15 protein-coding genes are annotated in these 18,837 nt (G+C 69.5%); 4 read left to right on the forward strand and 11 right to left on the reverse strand.

All coding sequences use genetic code 11. The annotated features are described in order from the left end of the window. A partial coding sequence (locus tag ED92_RS42760; protein ID WP_037336935.1) for an MFS transporter occupies nucleotides 1–307 on the reverse strand: 307 nt, incomplete at its 3' end. Between the two features lie 539 nt (nucleotides 308–846). Continuing rightward, nucleotides 847–2,970 carry a metallophosphoesterase gene (locus ED92_RS11950; protein ID WP_037336938.1) on the reverse strand — a complete coding sequence of 708 codons (2,124 nt, stop codon included), beginning with the start codon at nucleotides 2,968–2,970 and terminating at the stop codon, nucleotides 847–849. Between the two features lie 194 nt (nucleotides 2,971–3,164). Between ED92_RS11950 and ED92_RS11955 the strand changes: the two genes are divergently transcribed. Next, nucleotides 3,165–4,073 (forward strand): helix-turn-helix transcriptional regulator, encoded by a 909-nt coding sequence (locus tag ED92_RS11955; protein ID WP_037336940.1) that lies wholly within the window; start codon nucleotides 3,165–3,167, stop codon nucleotides 4,071–4,073. Here ED92_RS11955 and ED92_RS11960 read toward each other — a convergent pair whose 3' ends face one another. Continuing rightward, a complete protein-coding gene (locus ED92_RS11960; RefSeq protein WP_037336943.1) occupies nucleotides 4,074–4,721 on the reverse strand; it encodes a TIGR03943 family protein in 648 nt (215 codons plus the stop codon). Next, nucleotides 4,718–5,680 (reverse strand): permease, encoded by a 963-nt coding sequence (locus ED92_RS11965; protein WP_037336946.1) that lies wholly within the window; start codon nucleotides 5,678–5,680, stop codon nucleotides 4,718–4,720. Before ED92_RS11965 ends, ED92_RS11960 begins: the two co-directional genes overlap by 4 nt. Before the next feature lie 176 nt (nucleotides 5,681–5,856). Here ED92_RS11965 and ED92_RS11970 point away from each other — a divergent pair, with 176 nt between their 5' ends. Beyond that, nucleotides 5,857–7,521 carry a choice-of-anchor A family protein gene (locus ED92_RS11970; protein ID WP_052120487.1) on the forward strand — a complete coding sequence of 555 codons (1,665 nt, stop codon included), beginning with the start codon at nucleotides 5,857–5,859 and terminating at the stop codon, nucleotides 7,519–7,521. On the opposite strand, the gene ED92_RS11975 is transcribed toward ED92_RS11970, so the two are convergent. The 3 genes from ED92_RS11975 to ED92_RS41350 form a co-directional block, all read right to left on the reverse strand. Beyond that, nucleotides 7,490–8,392 carry a DUF2268 domain-containing protein gene (locus ED92_RS11975; RefSeq protein ID WP_037336947.1) on the reverse strand — a complete coding sequence of 301 codons (903 nt, stop codon included), beginning with the start codon at nucleotides 8,390–8,392 and terminating at the stop codon, nucleotides 7,490–7,492. The genes ED92_RS11970 and ED92_RS11975 overlap by 32 nt on opposite strands. A 34-nt stretch (nucleotides 8,393–8,426) precedes the next feature. After that, nucleotides 8,427–9,815 carry an alpha/beta fold hydrolase gene (locus ED92_RS11980; RefSeq protein ID WP_037336949.1) on the reverse strand — a complete coding sequence of 463 codons (1,389 nt, stop codon included), beginning with the start codon at nucleotides 9,813–9,815 and terminating at the stop codon, nucleotides 8,427–8,429. 111 nt (nucleotides 9,816–9,926) lie between these two features. Continuing rightward, nucleotides 9,927–12,149, reverse strand: coding sequence for a hypothetical protein (locus ED92_RS41350; protein ID WP_052120488.1), 2,223 nt, complete (start codon nucleotides 12,147–12,149; stop codon nucleotides 9,927–9,929). A gap of 248 nt (nucleotides 12,150–12,397) precedes the next feature. Here ED92_RS41350 and ED92_RS11990 point away from each other — a divergent pair, with 248 nt between their 5' ends. After that, entirely contained in the window at nucleotides 12,398–13,291 is an 894-nt protein-coding gene (locus tag ED92_RS11990) for a helix-turn-helix domain-containing protein (RefSeq protein ID WP_052120688.1), read from the forward strand. On the opposite strand, the gene ED92_RS11995 is transcribed toward ED92_RS11990, so the two are convergent. After that, a complete protein-coding gene (locus tag ED92_RS11995) occupies nucleotides 13,288–13,959 on the reverse strand; it encodes a GntR family transcriptional regulator (protein WP_081975771.1) in 672 nt (223 codons plus the stop codon). The genes ED92_RS11990 and ED92_RS11995 overlap by 4 nt on opposite strands. Continuing rightward, nucleotides 13,956–15,389, reverse strand: a complete 1,434-nt coding sequence (locus tag ED92_RS12000) for an aldehyde dehydrogenase (protein ID WP_037336952.1) — start codon at nucleotides 15,387–15,389, stop codon at nucleotides 13,956–13,958. Before ED92_RS12000 ends, ED92_RS11995 begins: the two co-directional genes overlap by 4 nt. Before the next feature lie 138 nt (nucleotides 15,390–15,527). Between ED92_RS12000 and ED92_RS12005 the strand changes: the two genes are divergently transcribed. Then, nucleotides 15,528–16,973 carry a GMC family oxidoreductase gene (locus ED92_RS12005; protein ID WP_037336955.1) on the forward strand — a complete coding sequence of 482 codons (1,446 nt, stop codon included), beginning with the start codon at nucleotides 15,528–15,530 and terminating at the stop codon, nucleotides 16,971–16,973. Here the strand turns inward: ED92_RS12005 and ED92_RS12010 are convergent. Both ED92_RS12010 and ED92_RS12015 read right to left on the reverse strand, forming a co-directional pair. Beyond that, on the reverse strand, nucleotides 16,957–17,880 hold the full coding sequence (locus ED92_RS12010; protein ID WP_037336958.1) for an alpha/beta hydrolase: 924 nt from the start codon (nucleotides 17,878–17,880) through the stop codon (nucleotides 16,957–16,959). The two genes, ED92_RS12005 and ED92_RS12010, sit on opposite strands and share 17 nt — an antisense overlap. Next, nucleotides 17,877–18,833: an aldo/keto reductase gene (locus ED92_RS12015; protein WP_037336960.1), complete on the reverse strand. Its 957-nt coding sequence runs from the start codon at nucleotides 18,831–18,833 to the stop codon at nucleotides 17,877–17,879. Before ED92_RS12015 ends, ED92_RS12010 begins: the two co-directional genes overlap by 4 nt. Between the last annotated feature and the right edge of the window lie 4 nt (nucleotides 18,834–18,837).

Here is an 18,837-nt window from a genome sequence, read left to right on the forward strand (position 1 = left end):
CCGCCGAGAGGCCGTAACCCACCAGGGCCACGGCCTTCGGACGGCCGAGACGGTCGGCGAGATAGCCGCCCGCCAGCCGCAGCAACGCCGTCGCCCCCGTGTACAGCCCGTCGATCGCGCCCAGCTGCAGGAATCCGACGCCGAGGCCGTACACGAGGTAGAGCGGGAGGACGGCGGTGACCATCTCGGCGGACAGGTCGGTGATCAGGCTGACCACGCCCAGCCCGATGACCGTGCCCGGGACCGCGTGCTTCGAACGGCTCGCGGGCCGGGCGGGGTCGGCCGAGCGGATGGAGGAGACGTACATGGCGGCCTTCCCGGCGCTGCTGTCGTGAGTGGCTGAAGGGACTTTCACCGCAGGAGATCGGGGGTCGTGAGCGACAAAGAGGATTGTTGAGAGGTAAGTCAAGGGGCGTGATGGAGTCGGCCGTGCGAGTCGGCTCGCCACCGCGACCTAGCACACCCTTGAACTGTCCAAAAAGGACGCATTTCGAGATCAAAGCGTCCGATTCGAGCACTTTGCGCAGTGTTGGCCGGGGGTCGTGAGTGGCGATTGTCGTTCTAGCCCTCTTTAGCACTCACGACTCCCCGCAAAACCGGATATACAGACACAAAGCAGGCGTAGAGCATCGGGAAGTGACCACTGTGGACACCAAGAGTCTTGGGCGGCACAACGCGCCACATTTGCCTTATGCCTCAATAGAACGTCACGACCCCGGGCCGAAGGCTCCCTTGGCCGCGTCGAACGCGGCGAAGGGAGCTTTCACCCCGGCTGAGGCCTCGCTCACGAACACGCACGACCCGCCTTCGGCACGGCCTTACGGCGCGAGTTGCAGCCGCATGGCGCTACGCGGTGACGCGGACGTCGTCGACCGCGGACTCCCACAGCGACGCGGTGCTCGCGTCGGCGGCTTCGACCAGCAGGCGCACGCTACGGCCGGCGAACGACGACAGGTCCGCCGTCGCGTTCTGCCAGACCCCGGCCACCTCGGTCGCGGACCCGGTCTTCTCGAACACCGTCGTCGGCGTGGTGCCGTCGAGGACGCGGATCCGCAGGTAGTCCGCCGACGTCGCGTTGTCGCCGTGCGCGAAGGTGTAGGAGAAGGTCAGTTTCCCGCCCGTGGGCACCGTGAACGCCGGTGAGGCCATCGACGACGCCCCGCCGTCGAGGTCGTTGACCCCGTACTCCGACCCGGCCAGCCGCCCGGTGACCAGGCAGTTCACGCCGCTGGGGGTGTCGCCGCGCTGCTTGATCTGGTTGCTGTAGGTCGAGGTGGTCTGTTCGGGGTCGCCTCGTTCCCATTTGCCCGCCGTCGCGGTGTCGGATCCGGCCGCGTTGAGCCGCCAGCCCTTGTCCGTCTCGAAGTCGTCGGCGAACACCTCACCGCCCGCCGCGCCGACGCTCACCGTGACCTTCGCAGTCTGCGTCGTGGAGCCCGAGGTCCCGGTGACCGTGGCGGCCGCGGATCCGGACGCCGTGTCCGAAGCGGTCAAGGTCAGCGTCGCGGTCGCCGTGCCGTTCGCGGGCGGGGTGACCGACGACGGGGAGATCGTCCCGGTCACGCCCGAGGGCAGGCCGGAGACCGAAAGCGCGGTCGCCGCCGTGAAGCCGCCGGTGCTGCCGACGTTCACCGTCACCGACGCCGTCCCGCCCGGTTTCACCGACACCGACGACGGCGTGGTGCCCACGGAGAAGGCGGGGGACGAGACGGCCTTCTTGCATTTGCCGGTCGCGGTGTCGGTGAAGGTGCGGCCCGACACCGGCACGAAGTCGCTGCGGTAGTCGGTCGCGGTCAGCGTCAGCTTCCCGACGCCGAAGGTGTTGGTGTTACCCGCCTCCTGCACGGCGGCCGAGGACTGGTCGAAGTTGTAGTAACCCCGGCCACCGGTTCCGATCAGCAGTTCGCGGACGCCGTTCGCGTCGTCGCGGGTGCCGTCCGGCCGGGACGGTGCGTAGCGCTGGTAATTGTGGTCGTGCCCGACGACGATGAGATCCGCCTTCGCGTTGTAGAGCGCCTGGAAGAACGGCGTGACCGACGAGTCGTCGCCGTGTGTGCCGCGGCTGAAGCGCGGGTGGTGGAAGAACGCCGCCGTGCAGGGTTTGGTGCTCGCCGCCAGGTCGTTCTTCAGCCAGGTCTCCTGCGCGGAACCGGTGCTTCGGGTGATGTTGGAGTTGAGCGCCACGAAATGCCAGTCGCCGACGTCGAAGCTGTAGTAGCCCTTGCCGCGTTCACCGGCTCGCGCACCGAAGTAATCGAAGTATCCGGAGGCGCCGGACGTGTTGTATTCGTGGTTGCCCGGCGTCGGATAGGTGATCGCTTTGAACTGCCCGTAGTAGGGGTCGTAGTTGTTCTTGTATTCCGACAGCGTGCCCGAACTGTAGGCGTTGTCCCCGGCCAGGATCAGCGCCTGCGGGTTCATGTTCTTGATCAGCGGCGCGGTCTGGTTGCACGAAGACCCGCAGACGTCGCCGACCGCGGCCACCGTGGTCGTCGCCGCGGCGAGCGGCCGGTCGCCCGCCTGATAGGCGTCGATGGCGAAGCGGCTGGCGGGATCGGACAGTGCCGCCGACACCCGCACGCAGTCGCCTTCGAACGCGCGGGTGTGGAACGCCTTGCCCGGCCAGTGTCGCGAAGTGAGCGTGTACGAGCCCGCACTACTGCCGGTCAGTGTCACGGAGTCGTTGCCGCGCAACGAAAGCTCCGTGAACCGGACCCGTAGCCAGTGCGCTCCGGGCGCGCAGACGGACCGGTCGGCCGAAGTGGACGTGCCGCCGCCGGACACCGACGCGGGGCCGCCGGTCACGCCCGCTTCGGTCAGTTGTGGAACCTGATCGGCCACTTCGGGCACGGCGGGCGGAGCGGCCCCGCCTGCCTGGGGATGCGCGGCGACCAGGAAGGCCCCGGCTGCCAGCGTGGAGGTGGCGACGGCGAGCGTGCGACGGCGCCATCGTTTCGTGGTTGAGCGCATGCGAGATCATCCTCTTCGGTCATCGGCGGGAGGACGTGCGAGTCGTCGGGGATTCGGGGGATTCTTCCGACGATTCCGACCCTAATCGCGGCCGGGGGAGCGTCAACGAAAAGTCGTGGCGAGGCTGGATAACTCTGAACGGCGCCCGTTCACCCGACGAAAGTCGGGCGTTTCGGACGGTACGCTGCGCCTTCATGACGAGTCTCGCTCCGGCGGAATTCGGTGCCGCACTGCGCGCCGCGATCGAACGCAGCGGGCTGAGTCTCAGTGAGATCAGCCGCCGGTTGCGCGATCACGAGACGCCGGTCAGCGTCAGCGCGCTGAGCTATTGGCAGAATGGCGAGAATCGGCCGGAACGGGCGAGTTCCCTCGCCGCGGTGACCGCACTGGAGGTCATTCTCGGTCAGTCGCCGGAAACGCTGACCGGATTGCTCGGCCCGCGTCGTCCTCGTGGGCGCTGGACCGTCCGCACCGGACACGCCCTGAGCTACGACCAGGTTTGGCGGCGGCCGGAGGAGGTGGTGCGCGCACTGTCCAAAATGGATGTGACACCGGACGAGCTCGACACCCCGCACCGGCTTTCCCAGTACCTCACCTACCGCGTCGACGGCGACGGCAACCAGGAATCGGTCCGGGTCCGGCGGCTGATCCGAGCCGATCGGGACGGCACGTCGCGGTTCGTCTTCGTGAACCGGTGTACCAGCATCACCCAGCCGCCAACCGTGCTCTTCACCGACGGCTGCCGCCCGGCGCGGTTCCGCGCGGACGTCCCGTCGTCCACCTGTGTGTTCGAGTTCGCCCTCGACCGCACCTTGGCGGCAGGCGAGCTCGCCGTCGTCGAGTTCGGCGTGCGCTATCCGCCGGGCCAGGGCAAACGGCACGTGCAGGTCGCGCTCTACCGGCCGGCGCGGGACGTCGCGGTGCAGGTCAGCTTCGATCCCGGCCGGTTGCCGCGGCGCTGCGCCGGTTTCTTCCGGCCGCGCGGCGTCCTGCCACCCGAGGAGCGGTCCGAGGCGACGTTCGACCGGGACACCAGCACCTTCCAGTTCATCACCCTCGATCCGCAGCCCGGCCAGTACGGCATCCAGTGGAGCTGGACCTGACTATTCGTAAGGCCGCTCGGGCGCGGGGACCGGCGTGGCGCTTTCGACCTTCAGGAACGGGATGCGTTCGCCGTTGACCTCGTCCACCACGGACCCCGGCCGGAACGTGCCGGTGACCTCGATCCAGGTGTCGGGTTCGCTCGGGACGCGACCGTCCAGCACGACCTTGACCGGCCGCCCGTCGGCGGCACAGCAGGTCAGGATCATCCGGACGAGCAGTGACGCGCCGTCCGCGCCGGTGGCGGTGAAGCCGGTGAGCACGACCCGTCTCGTGCCGAGGGAACGACCCTCGTCGAACACCGCGCGCGAGGCGTAGTCCAGGACGGTCACCTTCACCGGGTCGCCGTCGGGGAGTGGCGGGTATTCGTCGGAGCGCGTCAGCGCCATGCCCGCGTTGCCCGCCGCGTAACTGCCGAGCGGCTGCGGGGCGACCAGCAGCAGGGCGAGCACCGGAAGCGGGAGCAGCCACCCCACTTTCGGGTGACGATGGCGGTTCGTGGCCGCGAGCACCAGGACCAGGAGGCCCGACGCGAGCAGGAACGGCCAGAGCCCTTCCTTGACATAGCGGAGGTACTGGCCGGTCAGGCAGACCTTGAGCACCGCCGCGCCCAGCAGGAGCAGCACGATGGTCGCGGCGGTCCGGTTCACCAGAGCACCGTCCCGGTCACGGCCGCGCAGGCGAGCGCGACCACGAACGTGGCTGGCGCGAACCGCGCGGCGAACCGCCTGCCGAAGGTGCCGGCCTGCATGGCGAACAGTTTCAGGTCGACCATCGGCCCGACCACCAGGAACGCCAGGCGGGCGGTGAGGGAGAACTGGGTCAGCGAGGCGGCGACGAAGGCGTCCGCCTCGCTGCAGATCGACAACAGGACCGCCAGCAGCGACAGCGCGAGGACACCGAGCACTGGATCGTCCGCGAGGGCCTGGAGCCAGCGGCCCGGGATCAGGACGTTGAGCGTCGCGGCCGCCATGGCCCCGACGACCAGGAAGCCGCCCGCGTGCACCAGGTCGTGGCCGGCGGCGCCGGCGAACGCCCGCCAGCGCGTGTCACCGTGGGCGTGTTCGGGCAGTTTGATCCACTCCGTCCGGCCGAGGCCGAGCCACAGCCAGCCCATCACGACCGAAGCGGCGAGCCCGGCCGCCGCCCTGGCGAAGACCATCGACGGCCGATCCGGGAACGCGATCGCCGTCGCGGCCAGCACGACCGGGTTGAGGGCGGGGGCGGCGAGCAGGAACGCGAGCGCCGCGGCCGGGGTGACCCCTTTGCGCACCAGGGCGCCGGCGACCGGGACCGAACCGCATTCGCAGCCCGGCAGCACCATTCCGGTCGCCGCGGCGGCCGGAACCGCGAGGGCCGGATGTTTCGGCAGGGCTTTCGCGAAGAATTCCCGCGGCACGAAGACCGCGATGGCGGCGGAAAGGGTCACGCCGAAGACGAGGAAGGGAACGGCCTGGAGCACGATCGAAACGAAGACCGTCGTCCAGGTCTGCACGATCGGCGTCCCGTGGACGTCGCCGAGCAGACCCCGCGCGAGCAGAATCAGCACGAGAAAGCCCGCGAGCACTTCCACCGAACCGATACGCGAGCGCACTCCGGTGTCCGTCATGTGGCGAACCTCCCATCGTCGCTCAGAACTTTAGGGATTTCGCGGTCTACCTGGAATTTCGTTCTCTGGATAACGCTGGACGGCCACGAATGGGCCGGGTCACCCGCCTCGCCCGGTCGGGGGTATTTCCGGATTCCGATTGTGTTCACCCGGCCGGTGGGCACAAGAATCGCCGCATGCGTGCAAGGCGATTCGCCTCTCTTTCCGCCGGTGCCGCCGCAGCGGTGTGCGTGGCGGCTCTCGTGGTCACCGGCGGCGCGGCCGCCGCCCCTTTGCCGGGCGGACTGGGTCCGTGTGTCGGTCCGGCCTGCCCGGGCAAATACCCGCCGGTGAACAACAAGGACTACGCGGGCCGGGACAACGGCATCAACGTCTATGTCGGTGGCGAATTCCAGGTACGGGAAGCGGCGGCCGAAGCCGAGGGCCGGGTCGTCGTCCTCGGCGATTTCGACATGGCGAAACGAGCGGGCGCGTCGTCCGTCTACAACGTCGGCATCGCCGGTGTCGGATCACGGGTTCCGCCGCCCGACGGCGCGGACTTCCTGACCACCGGTGGAAACGTCAGCGTCGCGGCCGACCAGCGGCTGCTCGCCGACGGCGGGGTCGTCCGGCACGCGGGAACCGTCACCGGGACGGTGACCGGGAAACTCGAGAAGGACCCCGACGCGGCGAAGCCTTATTTGAGCCTGCGCGAGGATCTGCGAGTGGCGAGCAAGTGCTACGCACGCGAAGGCACTACGCCGCGGCCTGCGACCGGCACGGCGGTCAACCAGGGTTATCGCACCCTGTTCACCGGGGACGGTAAGTCCGCGCTGCAAGTGTTCAACGTGGACTTCGACCTGACCGGCGCCACCGGCGGCATGCAGGGAATCGAGTTCGAGGGCATCCCGGCGGGGGCGACGATCCTGGTCAACATGGTGGGAGCGGCCCGCACGATCAACACCTACACCGGTGACCTGAACGATCAGGACCCGCTCAACAAACTGCGCGAACGGCTGCTGTGGAACTTCCCGGACGCCACCCAGGTGAAGATCGCCGGTGGCGCCCAGTTCCAGGGAAGTGTGCTGATCGGCGAACCCGGGAGCACCGCGACCGTCACCGCGTCCGGGATGAACGGCCGGTTCTTCACCACGGGCTCCCTGGTGCACAGCTCCGAAGCGACCGGTGGTGGCGGGCAGGAGTTCCACGCCTACCCGTTCGACGGTGATCTGCCTGAATGCGGCAGCACGCCGACCACTACGCCCAGCAGCTCGTCTCCGTCCTCTTCGTCGTCGTCTTCGTCGAGCTCGGCCACGACGAGCAGCAGCTCCACGTCGACGAGCCCGACCTCGACGACCACGACCAGTCCGACCTCGACGTCCAGCTCGCCGACCTCGGCCACGTCCACCTCGACGTCCAGCTCCTCGACGTCGGCCACGTCCACTTCGACCACGCCGACGTCGACCACCTCGTCGAGTCAGACGAGCAGCACGCCGACCAGTCCGACGTCGAGCAGCTCTTCGTCCAGTGCGACTTCGTCGAGCCCGACGTCATCAAGTGCCACGTCGTCGAGTACCAGCTCGTCGAGCGCTACTTCGAGCAGCGCCACCACCTCGTCTGGCAGCACCTCACCGACCACCAGCAGCAGTTCCTCGAGCACGACCCCGGCTCCCGGGGTGACCACCTCGGGGACACCGGGGCAGCCGGGAGCGACCACGCCGGGCGGCGGACCGTCCGACAGTGGGCCGTTGGCCTCGACCGGCAGCGAGGTCCGGGGTTTGCTGGTGTCCGGCCTGTTCCTGCTTCTGGTCGGTGGCGCGCTGGTGGCGCTCACGATCCGGTCGAGGCGCCGCGAGTCCTGAGGGCGGTGTCGATGACGTCGCGGCGGTCCACCAGCAGGGCCTCCGCGGCGGTCCGGCCGGTCGCGGCGAGGTAGGCGTCGACGAGCCGGTTGCCGACCGCGTACCCGGCGCCGGTCGGCAGGCCGACGGGAGTGCCGCCGTAGCGGGCGGCCGTCTCGTCGCCGTGCACCCAGGCCGCGAAGTTCTGCATACCGGTGATCTCCAGGCCGGAGACGACCTTCTCGAACACCGCGTCGTCCCGCAGATGCGGCACGCCGATGCGGGCGTAGCCGAGTTCGTCGCCGTACAGCTGGCGGGCGAACGCGTCGGCCAGGCCCTCGGACACGATCTGCTCGCCGACCGTGACGGTCGCCGGATCCCAGATCACCCCACCGGGGCTGTAGCGCAGGTTGTGGTTGAGCTCGTGGACGGCGGTGGCCTCCAGCCTCGCCAGATTCTCCGGATACGGCCAGAAATTGAGGTAGATGTAGCCGGACACGCTGCCGTTGGCCGACATCCCCAGGTTCGGGCCCATGAAGTGCCGGTCGCCCGGATCACCCAGCACGGTGAGCACGGTGATGTCCGGGATCGCCAGTCCGGGCGTCGCGGCGAGCTGCGCGGTGACGGCGTCGTCGAGGGCTCGCTGGATGCGGTTCCAGGCGTCCGCTTCGTGCAGGGCTTCGAGAGCCTCCAGACAGCGATCCTCGTCGCGGTCGAGCGGGAACCCGAAGCTCATCGCGTGCATCGCCACGAGGTCGACGTCGCCGGGGAAGTAGCGGTACATCCCGGCGGCGGGCTCGACCATCGCCTTGAGCAGTGCCGCGCGGTCCGCCCGTGGCGCGCGCAGGATCTCGCGCATGGCGGGGTAGGTGTCGAGAACGGTGATCGTCATGGGAGCGACGGTAAAGGCTCCAGTGGGTGGAGACTCAAGCCTCGGCCAGGAATTCCGCCACCGCCTTCCGTCCGGCCACCCCCGGCTCCCGGTTCTGGATGGAATGCGCCGCTCCATCGACGATCACCACCTTGCCCCGGGGCGCCGCTTCGGCCTCTGTATACGCCCATTCCATCGGCGTCGACAGGTCGCGGTCGCCGTTGAGAAGCAGCACCGGGATGTCCGGCAGCTTCCCGCCCGGGTTCGAGCTCGCCGGGACGACCGGCCACGGCAGGCAGGTCCGGACGAACCCCACCCCGGTCGCGACGGCGGGGCTGAACGGCCAGGTATCTCGGGCGCTCAACCGCTTCTCGGCCAGTGCGAGCAGCGGCTCGCGGGCGAGGCCGGGTGTTTCCGCGTCACCCCAAGGGAAACGCATGTCCGCGCACAGTGTCGCGGCGTGCAGGCCCGCGCTGAACGACGTGAGCGGGTCGCCGCCGGCCGCGAGATCCCGCAGGAGCGAGTCGAGCTTCGTGGTGTCGCCACCGCGCGCGGTCCGCAGCGCGGTGATCAGGTCGGTCCCCATCGCCGACGGGTCCCGATAGCTCGGGTCTACGAACTCGTAGGTGACGATCATGTCGAACAGCGCGACGCCCGCCGCCGGGCCCCGGTTCCGGACCAGCCACGCGAGATCCTCCGCCGGATCGGAGCCGCATACGGACGGCTCGGCGCAGGCATCCCGCAGGACGCGCGCGGTCGCCTTCAGCGCCTGGAGATACAGCGACTGGTCGGCGGTCGCGTGGTGGGGGAGCACCGAATCCAGGACCAGTTTCGAGACGTTGCCGGGATGCGCGACGGCGTATCGCGACGCGGTGAACGAGCCGTAGGAGACCCCGTCCACCACCATCGTCGGCACGCCCAGGGCGCGACGGAGCAGATCGAGATCGGCGACGGTCGCGTCACTGCCATGGAACCGGGCCTTGTCGCCGAGCGCCGCGGCACACCGGGTCACCGCCTCGCGCGTCGGCGGTTCGATGTCGGAACCGCCCACCTCGGCCTGCAGATCCGGGCAGTCGAGGGCGTTCGCGCCGGTACCGCGCTGGTCGATCATCACCAGCCGGTGGTCGGCGAACACCTCCGGCATCCGGTCGAAGAGCTGGGTGCTCAGCGGAACTCCCGGCTGCCCAGGCCCGCCGGTGAGGAACAGCAGCACCCCCTTGGCCGCGTTCGCGTTGTTCGCGGTGGCGACCTGGAGCTTGAGCGTGCCCGGTGTCCGGCCGTGATGGTCGAGCGGCACGGTCAACGTCGAACAGGTGAACCGTGCGTCGTGTGCGCAAGGCCGCGCGTCTTCCAGCCGCGGTCCGGCAGCCGAGACGGCGGCGGGTCCGGCGAGTCCCGCGGTCAAAGTGACGATCGCGGCGAGGACGAGCGTTTTCGATCGCATGGACCGATTCTGGCCAGGGGTGACAGGGCGGCGCCCGGGTTCCGTCCAAATCGCCCCGTTCGGCGGACCGCCGGCCCGGTACGGAGCCGAACCGGCGGTCACCCGCGGTGTCTATCGCAGAGCGAGGCCGTCCGTGATGGCTTTGACACCGCTCAAACCGGGGACCTCCACCGGTACCGTCGTGTAGTACGGATAGCTCATGACAGCGCCGCCAAGCCCGAAGCTGTCGTTGCTGCCCCAGCCCAGGACGGTCCCGTCCGCGCGGACCGCGTAACCGCCTCCGCCGAACCGCCCGATCGCCTTGGCATCGGTCACGCCACGGACCTGCACGGGGACCGTGGACAGGCAGCCCGGCCCACAGTCCGAGCCGTTGCCCAGTCCGCCGCTCCTGTTGTCACCCCACGAGAAGACCGTGCCGTCGGATTTCAGGGCGAAGGCGCGCGCCCAGCCACCGGTCACCGAGGTGACCCCGGTCAAGCCGGAAACCTGGACCGGGACCCGGGAAAAGCAAGCCGACGGTGTCGTGCACGTGACTCCGTTGCCCAACTGGCCCTGGGAGTTGTCACCCCAAGCCGCGACCGTGCCGTCCGTTCTGATCGCGTAGCCGTTGTCGCCGCTCGCGGCACCGAGGGTCTTGATCCCGGTGAGCCCGGAGACGCGCACCGGAGTCGAGGAGCTCGAGACCGTGGAGCCGTTCCCCAGCTCACCGCGGGTGTTGCCGCCCCACGACCACACCGTGCCGTCGGCTTTGAGTGCGTATCCCGCTTCCCTGGACGCCGAGATGGCGGTGACCCCGGTCAGCCCGGAGACCTGCACCGGCGTGACGACGTTCTGGCCCCACTGCCACACGGTGCCGTCGGACTTCAGCGCGTAGCCCTTGGTGTCACCGCTCGCGATGGCTTTGACGGAGGTGAGCCCCACGACGGGGACCGGGGACTCCGAGGTGGTGGCGCCGCCCGCCCACCAGCCGTTGCCGAGCCGTCCGGCCGAGGTGGCGCCCCAGGCTTTGACGGTACCGTCGGCGCGCAACGCGTATCCGCTGTCGGACCAGCCGGCGAGTCCGACGACGTCACTCAGGCCGCTGAACGGTTTCATCGCCATCGGGAGCACGTCGCCCTGCTCCCAGGAGTAGGGCCCCCACGTCGTCACACAATTCACCAGGCAGTCGGCGGGTGGCAGCGTGAAGTAGCCCGACAGATCGGCCGTCACGTCGATGGAACCGGCGCGGTTGTGGACGTAGGTCGTGCGGACGACGTCACCGGCGGTGGCGGGAGAGCCGAAGATGGATCCGACGAGCGGGGCGACCGCCACCGAGATGGTCTGCCCCGGAACCACGTGCACACTGGGCGGCGGTTCACTGCTCGATCGATTCTCCCAGGCGGTGATGGCGGTGTTCGCCGTCGCCGAGTACCCGGTCAGGTTGAGCGCCAACGCGAGAGCGTTGGACGGAATCGACCGTTGCAGCCGGTAGGACAGGTCGCTCTTCGGGCCGATCTTCCGGGCCTGACCGTCCAAGACGCCGAGACCGGTGCGGCTGTCGAGGACTCGTTCCGGGGCCACCGGGGTGAAGAGCGCTCCGTAGTCGGTGGCGTAGAACCCGATCACGTTGGCTTCCACCTGTACCGTGCCGGCCAGGTTGTACAGGTCGATCGAGCGGTTGGCGCCGATCTTGACCGTGATCAGATTCGAGCCCTGACCGCCCGGGTACGCGGCGACGCTCGCCATGGTCGGACGTGGCGTGGCAGCGGGAGAAGCGGTGACGTAGGTGGCGACGGTGGGCTGGCTCAGCGTCAAGCTGAAAGTGACCGCGGTGGCCGTCGCCGGGACTTCGCCGGTGAGGGCCAGCCGGGTCGTGGCGTTGGGGCCGATCGAGGCGATCGGCAGTCGCGCGGCGCTGACCGGGGTGTACCGCGAACCCGGCGCGGTCGTGTAGTACCCCATGATGCTCACGACCAGGTGGGTCGACCCGGACTCGTTGTGGAAGTCGAGTGCCCGGTCGGCGCCGACCTGCACGGTGACCTGATTGGACCCTCGTTTACCGTTCTGCACCACCAGGTTCGGCAGGTTCGGCCGCGCGGTGCCGTGCGGGAAGACGGTCACCGCGGTGTCCGCGGTCGGGCCTTCCGCCCAGACGTTCACCACGACCGCGGTGGAGCCTTCGGGCGCCAGGCCCGCCGCGCTGCCGGTGACCGTGGTGCGGGCGCCGACCGGTCCGACCGGGATCCCGACGCCTCGGACGGTGTCCAGGAACCGGGTCGGCTGAACGGCCGTGAAGCTCGACGCCGGCGAGGTGAGGGCCGCGGCGGGTGCGGCCTCGGCGGCGAAGCCCGTCACGACCGATGAAAGCGTGAGGATCCCTGCGGCCAAAGCCGCCACTCGGGATCTGAAAGTCGACAGTGGACGTGAAGCGTCCAGTGCAGTACTCATGTTTCCCCCAGAGAAAGCCCAAAACGGGCTCTGGGAATCTACCTTCACCCGGCTGAGCGCCGGTAGCGGCCGTTCGGGCGAGTACCGCGACCCTGAGGCCGGACCAGGGGAAAGCCCGGATGTCCCCACCGCCGCCCGCTTCTAACGTCGTGATCATGATCCGACGGATGCTCCTGACGGTGCTCGCCGGTGCGGCGGTCCTGCTCGTGCCCTGGACCGTCTACCTCGCGCACACTCTGCCCGACCGGTACGACACCGGGCAGTGGCGTGCGGCCTGGGTCGGGTTCGACGTCGCGCTCCTGCTCTGCTTCGCGGCGGGAGCGTGGCTGGGGATGCGCCGGCGGCGGGCTGCCGTGCCGCTGCTGTCGGCGACGGCCGCGATGTTGTGCTGTGACGCGTGGTTCGACGTCATGCTCGGCTGGACGTCGTCCGAGCGATGGACCAGTGTCGCGCTCGCCGTCTTCGTCGAGATCCCGGTCGCCGTCGTCCTGGCTTTTGCCGCGCGACGGCTGTTGGGTGACGCGCTGCCGAAGCGATCGGTGAACCTGAACGATATCGCGATGCGCGAGGACCCGCGCTACCACCTGGTGACGCGCGCGCTTCCCGCCGCCGAGGAAGACGTCGCGCGCCGGACGGGGCTGGCCCGCGCCGAAGTCGGCGAGTGTCTGAAAACCTTGCAGGACAACGGTTTCGTGCGCCGCGACCGGAAAGGGAACTGGCTCTCGATCCCGCAGGACCTGCGAGAGCCGAAGCCGGACGACTACGACGGTGAGGATCGCGAGCGGGTCACCGCGTTCCTCGCCGCCAAGTACGCGAACGAGGTCGCTTTGCTGTCCTGGGCGGCGGAGCACCGCGACGAGTTCGGCCCGTGGGCGACGGCGCAGCGGACTTCGGCACGGCTCACCGAGGCGGAATTCCGGCAACTGGACGCGGAGTACCGCGAGCTGATCACGCGGTACTGCCATCGCCGACGGCGTCCGGCGGAGGGTGAGAAGGAGCTTTCCGTGCGGTTCTACGCCTTCCCGCCACCGGAGACGGTCTCGGTCTAGGGATGCCGCCAGGCCAGGAAGGTCTCCAAAGTGGTCAGCCGGTGCTCGCGCACGGCCAGTTCGATCTCCCCGGCCGGCGCGTTCCGGTCGAACAGGTCGAGGATCTTCTGGTGCTCCTGCACGGATTCGTGCGCGCGACCGGGGACGAAGCTGAACGTCGAGGTGCGCAGCCCGGCCAGCCGGTTCCAGCCGCGGTTGACCAGATCGAGCACCTGCGGATTGGGGCAGGTGCCGAACAGGACGCGGTGGAAGTCGCGGTTCAGCGCGGTGAACCGCGACGGCTCGAAGTTGTCGAGACACGCCGTCAGCTCCGCGTTGAGTCCCTTGGCCTGGTCGAGTGCCTCATCGGGAAGGGACGGCGCCGCCAGCGCGGCGGCGTACCCCTCGACCAGCGCGAGCGTCTGCATGGTGTGCTGGTAGTCGCTCTCGTCGGCCATCGCGACCTGCGCGCCGATGTTGTGCTCGTAGGTCACCAGCCCCTCGGCCTCGAGCCGCCGCACCGCCTCGCGCACGGGCACGGTGCTGACGCCGAGCTCCTGCGCGATCTGCCCGAACACGAGGCGGTAGCCGGGGGAGAAGGTGCCGTCGTCGATCCTCGCCTTGATCCAGTGATAGGCGATCTGCGACTTGCTCATCGCGGTCGAGTTCACCGCGTCGCCCGCGGTCACGAGTAGTGCAGCCAGACTGATTTGATCTCGGTGTACGCGTCGATCGCCCACGGGCCCATCTCGCGGCCCCAGCCCGACGCCTTGTACCCGCCCCACGGCGCGGCCATGTCCGGGATCGGCGGCATGTTGACGAACACCGCGCCCGCGCGGATGCCGTTCGCGAACCGCTGCGCGACGCCCAGGTCGCGAGTCCACACGGTGGCCGCGAGCCCGTATTCGGTGTCGTTCGCCCGCGCCAGCAACTCGTCCGGATCGTCGTAGGCGGTCACGGCGAGGACCGGGCCGAAGATCTCCTCGCGCATGATCGTCATGTCGTCCGCCACGCCGGCGAACAGTGTCGGGGTGTAGAAGTAGCCGTCGCGATCGACGGGCTTGCCGCCGGTGACCAGCTCCGCGCCCTGCTCGCTGCCGGTGGAGACGAGGAAGTCGACGTGCTCGCGATGCTTGGCGGACACGAGGGGCCCGAGCTGCGTCGTCTCGTCCAGCCCCGGACCGAGCTTGAGGCCTTCGAGCCCGGCGGCCAGCTTCGCGACGAACTCCTGTTCACGCTTGCGGTCCACGAAGAACCGGGTGTACGCGGCACACACCTGGCCGCTGTTCAACGTCGCACCCGCCAGATTGCCGGCGACGGCGGCGTCGATGTCGGCGTCGCCCGAGATGATGCTGGGCGCCTTCCCTCCGAGTTCGAGGGTGAGCCGCTTGAGGTTCGACTCCGCGCTGGCCGCCGTGATGAGCTTCCCGACCGCGGTCGACCCGGTGTAGGACAGGTGGTCGACGTCGTCGTGCCTGCTCAGGAGTGCGCCCACCGCGCCGTCGCCGGTGACCAGGTTGACCACGCCCGGCGGGAACCCGGCCTCGTGCACGAGCTCGACCAGCCGGATGCTGGTCAGCGGCGTGACCTCGCTGGGCTTGATCACCACGGTGTTGCCGGTGGCCAGTGCGGGCGCGAGCTTCCACACGAGGATCATCAGCGGGAAGTTCCACGGCGTGATCAGCGCGTTCACCCCGACCGGCTCGCGGCGGGTGTAGTGCAGCGTGTCCGGGAAGGACACCGGGTTCGTGGTGCCCTGGATCTTGGTGACCCAGCCCGCGAAGTACCGCAGGTGCTCGGCCGCGCCGGTGACGCTGACCTGGCGGGAGATCCCGATCGGCTGGCCCTGGTCGCGGGTTTCGAGCGCGGCCAGCTCCTCGTGGTGCTCGTCGACCAGCGACGCCAGCTTGAACAGCAGCGCGGCCCGCTGGACCGGCAGCAATCCCGCCCAGGCGGGGTCGTTCAGTGCCTTCCGTGCGGCACCGACGGCGGCGTCGACGTCGGCGGCCGACGCGGTGCCGACCTCCTCGATCACCTGGCCGGTGGCCGGATCGTACGTCGGCAGGGACCCGCCTCCCGCGGCGGTCCACTGTCCGTCGATGAACAGGCGTGTGGCCATGGCTAGCTCCTCCTCGACCGGTGTGTGATCGAGTATCGGGCGCCGCGACGTCTCCGGTCTTGCCCGCCAGGGCACGCCGATTGTCGGCCAGCGAACCGAATCCGCCGGACGTCCGCGTGCCTTGCGAGGGTGGGGGACATGGACGTCATCGTGGTGGGAGCGGGTTCGGCCGGTTCGGTGGTCGCCAGGAGACTGGCCGACTCCGGGGTGTGGGTCACCCTGCTCGAAGCGGGCGGGCCGGACACGAATCCGGCCATTCACGACCCTTCGCGGGCCGGTGAGCTGTGGCACGGCCCGGAGGATTGGGACTACTACACGGTGCCGCAGCCGCACGCGGCGAACCGGCGGCTGCATCTGCCGCGCGGCAAGGTGCTCGGCGGGTCGCATTCGCTCAACGCGATGATCTGGGTGCGCGGCGCCCCGGCCGACTACGACGGCTGGGACCTGCCCGGCTGGCGCTGGGACGACGTACGCCCGGTGTTCGAACGGATCGAGAAGGATCTGCTCGACGTCGTGCCGAACGAGCCATTGCATCCGATCCAGCAGTCCATTGTGGACGCGGCGATGGAGATCGGGCTGCCGTTCAACCCGGACTACAACGGCGACGAGCTCGACGGCGTGTCCGTGCAGCGGGTCACCACTCGCGACAGCAAGCGCCTCAACACCTGGCTCGCCTACGGGCAGCCCGCCGCCGAACGGATGACCGTCCACACGGGAGCGCTCGTCCACCGGTTGCTCTTCGAGGGCGACAAGGTGACCGGCGTGCTCGCCGAGGTCGACGGCGAACTGCGCAAGGTCTTCGCCGACGAGGTCGTGCTCGCCGCCGGCGCGCTGGCGTCACCGGCGATCCTGCTGCGCAGCGGCGTCGGCCCGGTCGACGAACTGGAGGTGCACGGTATCGACGTCGTCGCCGAGCTGCCGGGCGTCGGGAAGAACCTGCACGACCACTTGCTCTCGCCGGTCATCTTCGCGACCGATCGCCGTCAGGTCGACCCACCCGCGCCCGGCCGTTCGGTCACGCAGACGCATCTGTTCTGGCGCAGCCGTCCCGGCCTGCCGGTGCCCGACACCCAGCCGATCCACTTCAGCGTGCCGATGTACGAGGAGTGGATGACCGGTCCGGAGACCGGGTTCTCGCTGATGGCGGGCATGGTCACGCCGCGCAGCCGGGGCAGTCTGCGACTTTCGGGACCGGACCCGGACGACATGCCACTGATCGACCTCGCCGCGCTGGAGGATCCGGCCGACTTCGAGAGCCTGGTCGCGTCGGTCGAGCAGTGCCGGGAGATCGGCCGCGCGTCCGCGCTGGCGGAGGAGTGGGGCGCCCGCGAGCTGTATCCGGGGCCGGAGGCCGATGTCCGCGAGTACGTCCGCCGGACCGCGATCACCTACCACCACCAGGTCGGGACCTGCCGGATGGGCACCGACGCGGACTCGGTGGTCGATCCGGAACTCGCCGTGCACGGGCTGAGCGGGCTCCGGATCGCCGACGCGTCGGTGCTGCCGCGGGTGACCACGGGCAACACCAACGCGCCGGCGGTACTGGTCGGCGAACAGGCCGCCAGGTTCATGCTCGGCCGATAGTGCGGCGCAGCCAGGAGGCCCGGGCGGCGAGCGCGGCCCGGGTCACCTCGCTGTCCGGGGCGATCCGGTCGAAACCGTGGTACGCGCCCGCCCAGACGTGCAGTTCGGTGGGCACACCGGCCCGCCAGAGCCGCCGCGCGTAGTCGACGTCCTCGTCACGGAAGATTTCGGCCGCGCCGACCTCGATGAAGGCGGGCGGAAGTCCGGTCAGGTCTTCCGCGGTCGCGGGGACCGCGTACGGCGACGTCTGTCCTTTGAGGAGTGACCGCCAGCCGAACTCGTTGGCCTCGCGTCCCCACACGCCACGTTCCGCGAATTCCACTGTGGACGCCGAGTCGTTGCGGCTGTCGATCATCGGGCACAGCAGGAGCTGCCCGGCCAGCGCTGGTCCGCCGCGATCCCTGGCCAGCAGGGCGATCCCGGCGCTGAGTCCGCCTCCCGCGCTGCCACCGCCGACGATCAGCCGTCCGGGGTCGAAACCGAGTTCGGCCGCGTGCTCGACCATCCAGGTCAGGCCCGCGTAGCAGTCTTCGATCGGCGCCGGATGCGGATGCTCGGGGGCGAGCCGGTAGTCCACGGTCACCGCGACGAAGCCGAATTCCTCGACCAGCGCGACCATCCGGGGCAGATCGGCGAACCGGTCGTCCAGCACCATGCCGCCGCCGTGGATGTTGTAGAACCCTGGCGCGTTCCGGGCATCGCGCGGTTTGACGACGGTGACGACGACGTCGGTGCCGGGTACCCGGTGGTCTTCCCAGACGAGATCCCGGTCGCCGATCGCCTCGGCGCAGGTCAGGTTGCCCTCGGCCATCGCCTGGCGGATGTCCGCCAGCGAATCGGCGCTCAGCGGCGGCCCGGTGGGCAGACCTTCGAGGGCTCCGGCGAGCTCGGGATCGAAGGCCGTCACGGTCCCTCCGGATCGACGACGCCGCGGTCGGCCCAGTACGGCTCGACCAGTTCACGGAGCTGCTCCGCACCGACACGCTCGACGAGGTCGACGGCGCCGAGGTTGTCCTTGAGCTGCTCGGTGCTCGTCGCGCCGAAGAGGGTGGTCGTGTTGGCCGGATGGGTGAGGGTGAAGGCGAGACACAGCTGTGCCGGAGTCGCGTCCAGGTCGGCCGCGATCTTCGCCAGCGCCGGGGCGGAGGCGGCGATGCGTTCGCGGATGTCGCCGGGGTCGCGGCCGACCTGACGCGCCCCGCTGTTCTTGCCCAGCAGGACGCCGCCCTCGAAGATGTCCGAAGACTGGAGTGTGACGCCGAGTTCGCGGAAAACCTTCGCGAACGGTTCACCGTCCGGAATGGACCGTCGCGCGACGCTGTACTTCAGCTGCGCGATGGCGGGGCCGGGTACGTTCTCGGCCGCGGCGAAATCGTGCAAGGCGCGGATCGTGGTGGCGGACCAGTTGTTGACGCCCCAGTGCCGGATGAGCCCGGCCTCGCGGAGCTCGTTCAAATCCAGCACGAGCCGGTGCAGGTCCGTGTCGTCGCGCCGGAGATCGCCCAGTACCACGAGATCCGCGTGCTCGACACCCGCGCGGAACAACGCGTTGTCCAGCTGGTCGCGGAGGTTGTGCTCGGGATAGCCCTCCAGCCAGAGCTTGGCGGAAAGCAGGTAGTCCTCGCGGCGGAGGCCCGCGGCGCGGACCATCGCGGAGAACAGCACGTCGGTGAAGACCGGTGTGGCGCCGGGGAATCCGTAGACGCCGACGTCGAAGAGCGTGATGCCGGAATCGACCGCCGTGCGGACGAGGTCGACCGCCTCGCGGAAATCCATCCGGTCGTAGGTGTGCCAGGAGCCGAGCGAGAGGACGCCGGTGAGCGGGCCGTCGCGGCCGATGCGACGCTGGGGGATGGTCATTCGT

It is taken from the genome of Amycolatopsis sp. MJM2582, assembly GCF_000754115.1.
Taxonomy (GTDB): domain Bacteria; phylum Actinomycetota; class Actinomycetes; order Mycobacteriales; family Pseudonocardiaceae; genus Amycolatopsis; species Amycolatopsis japonica.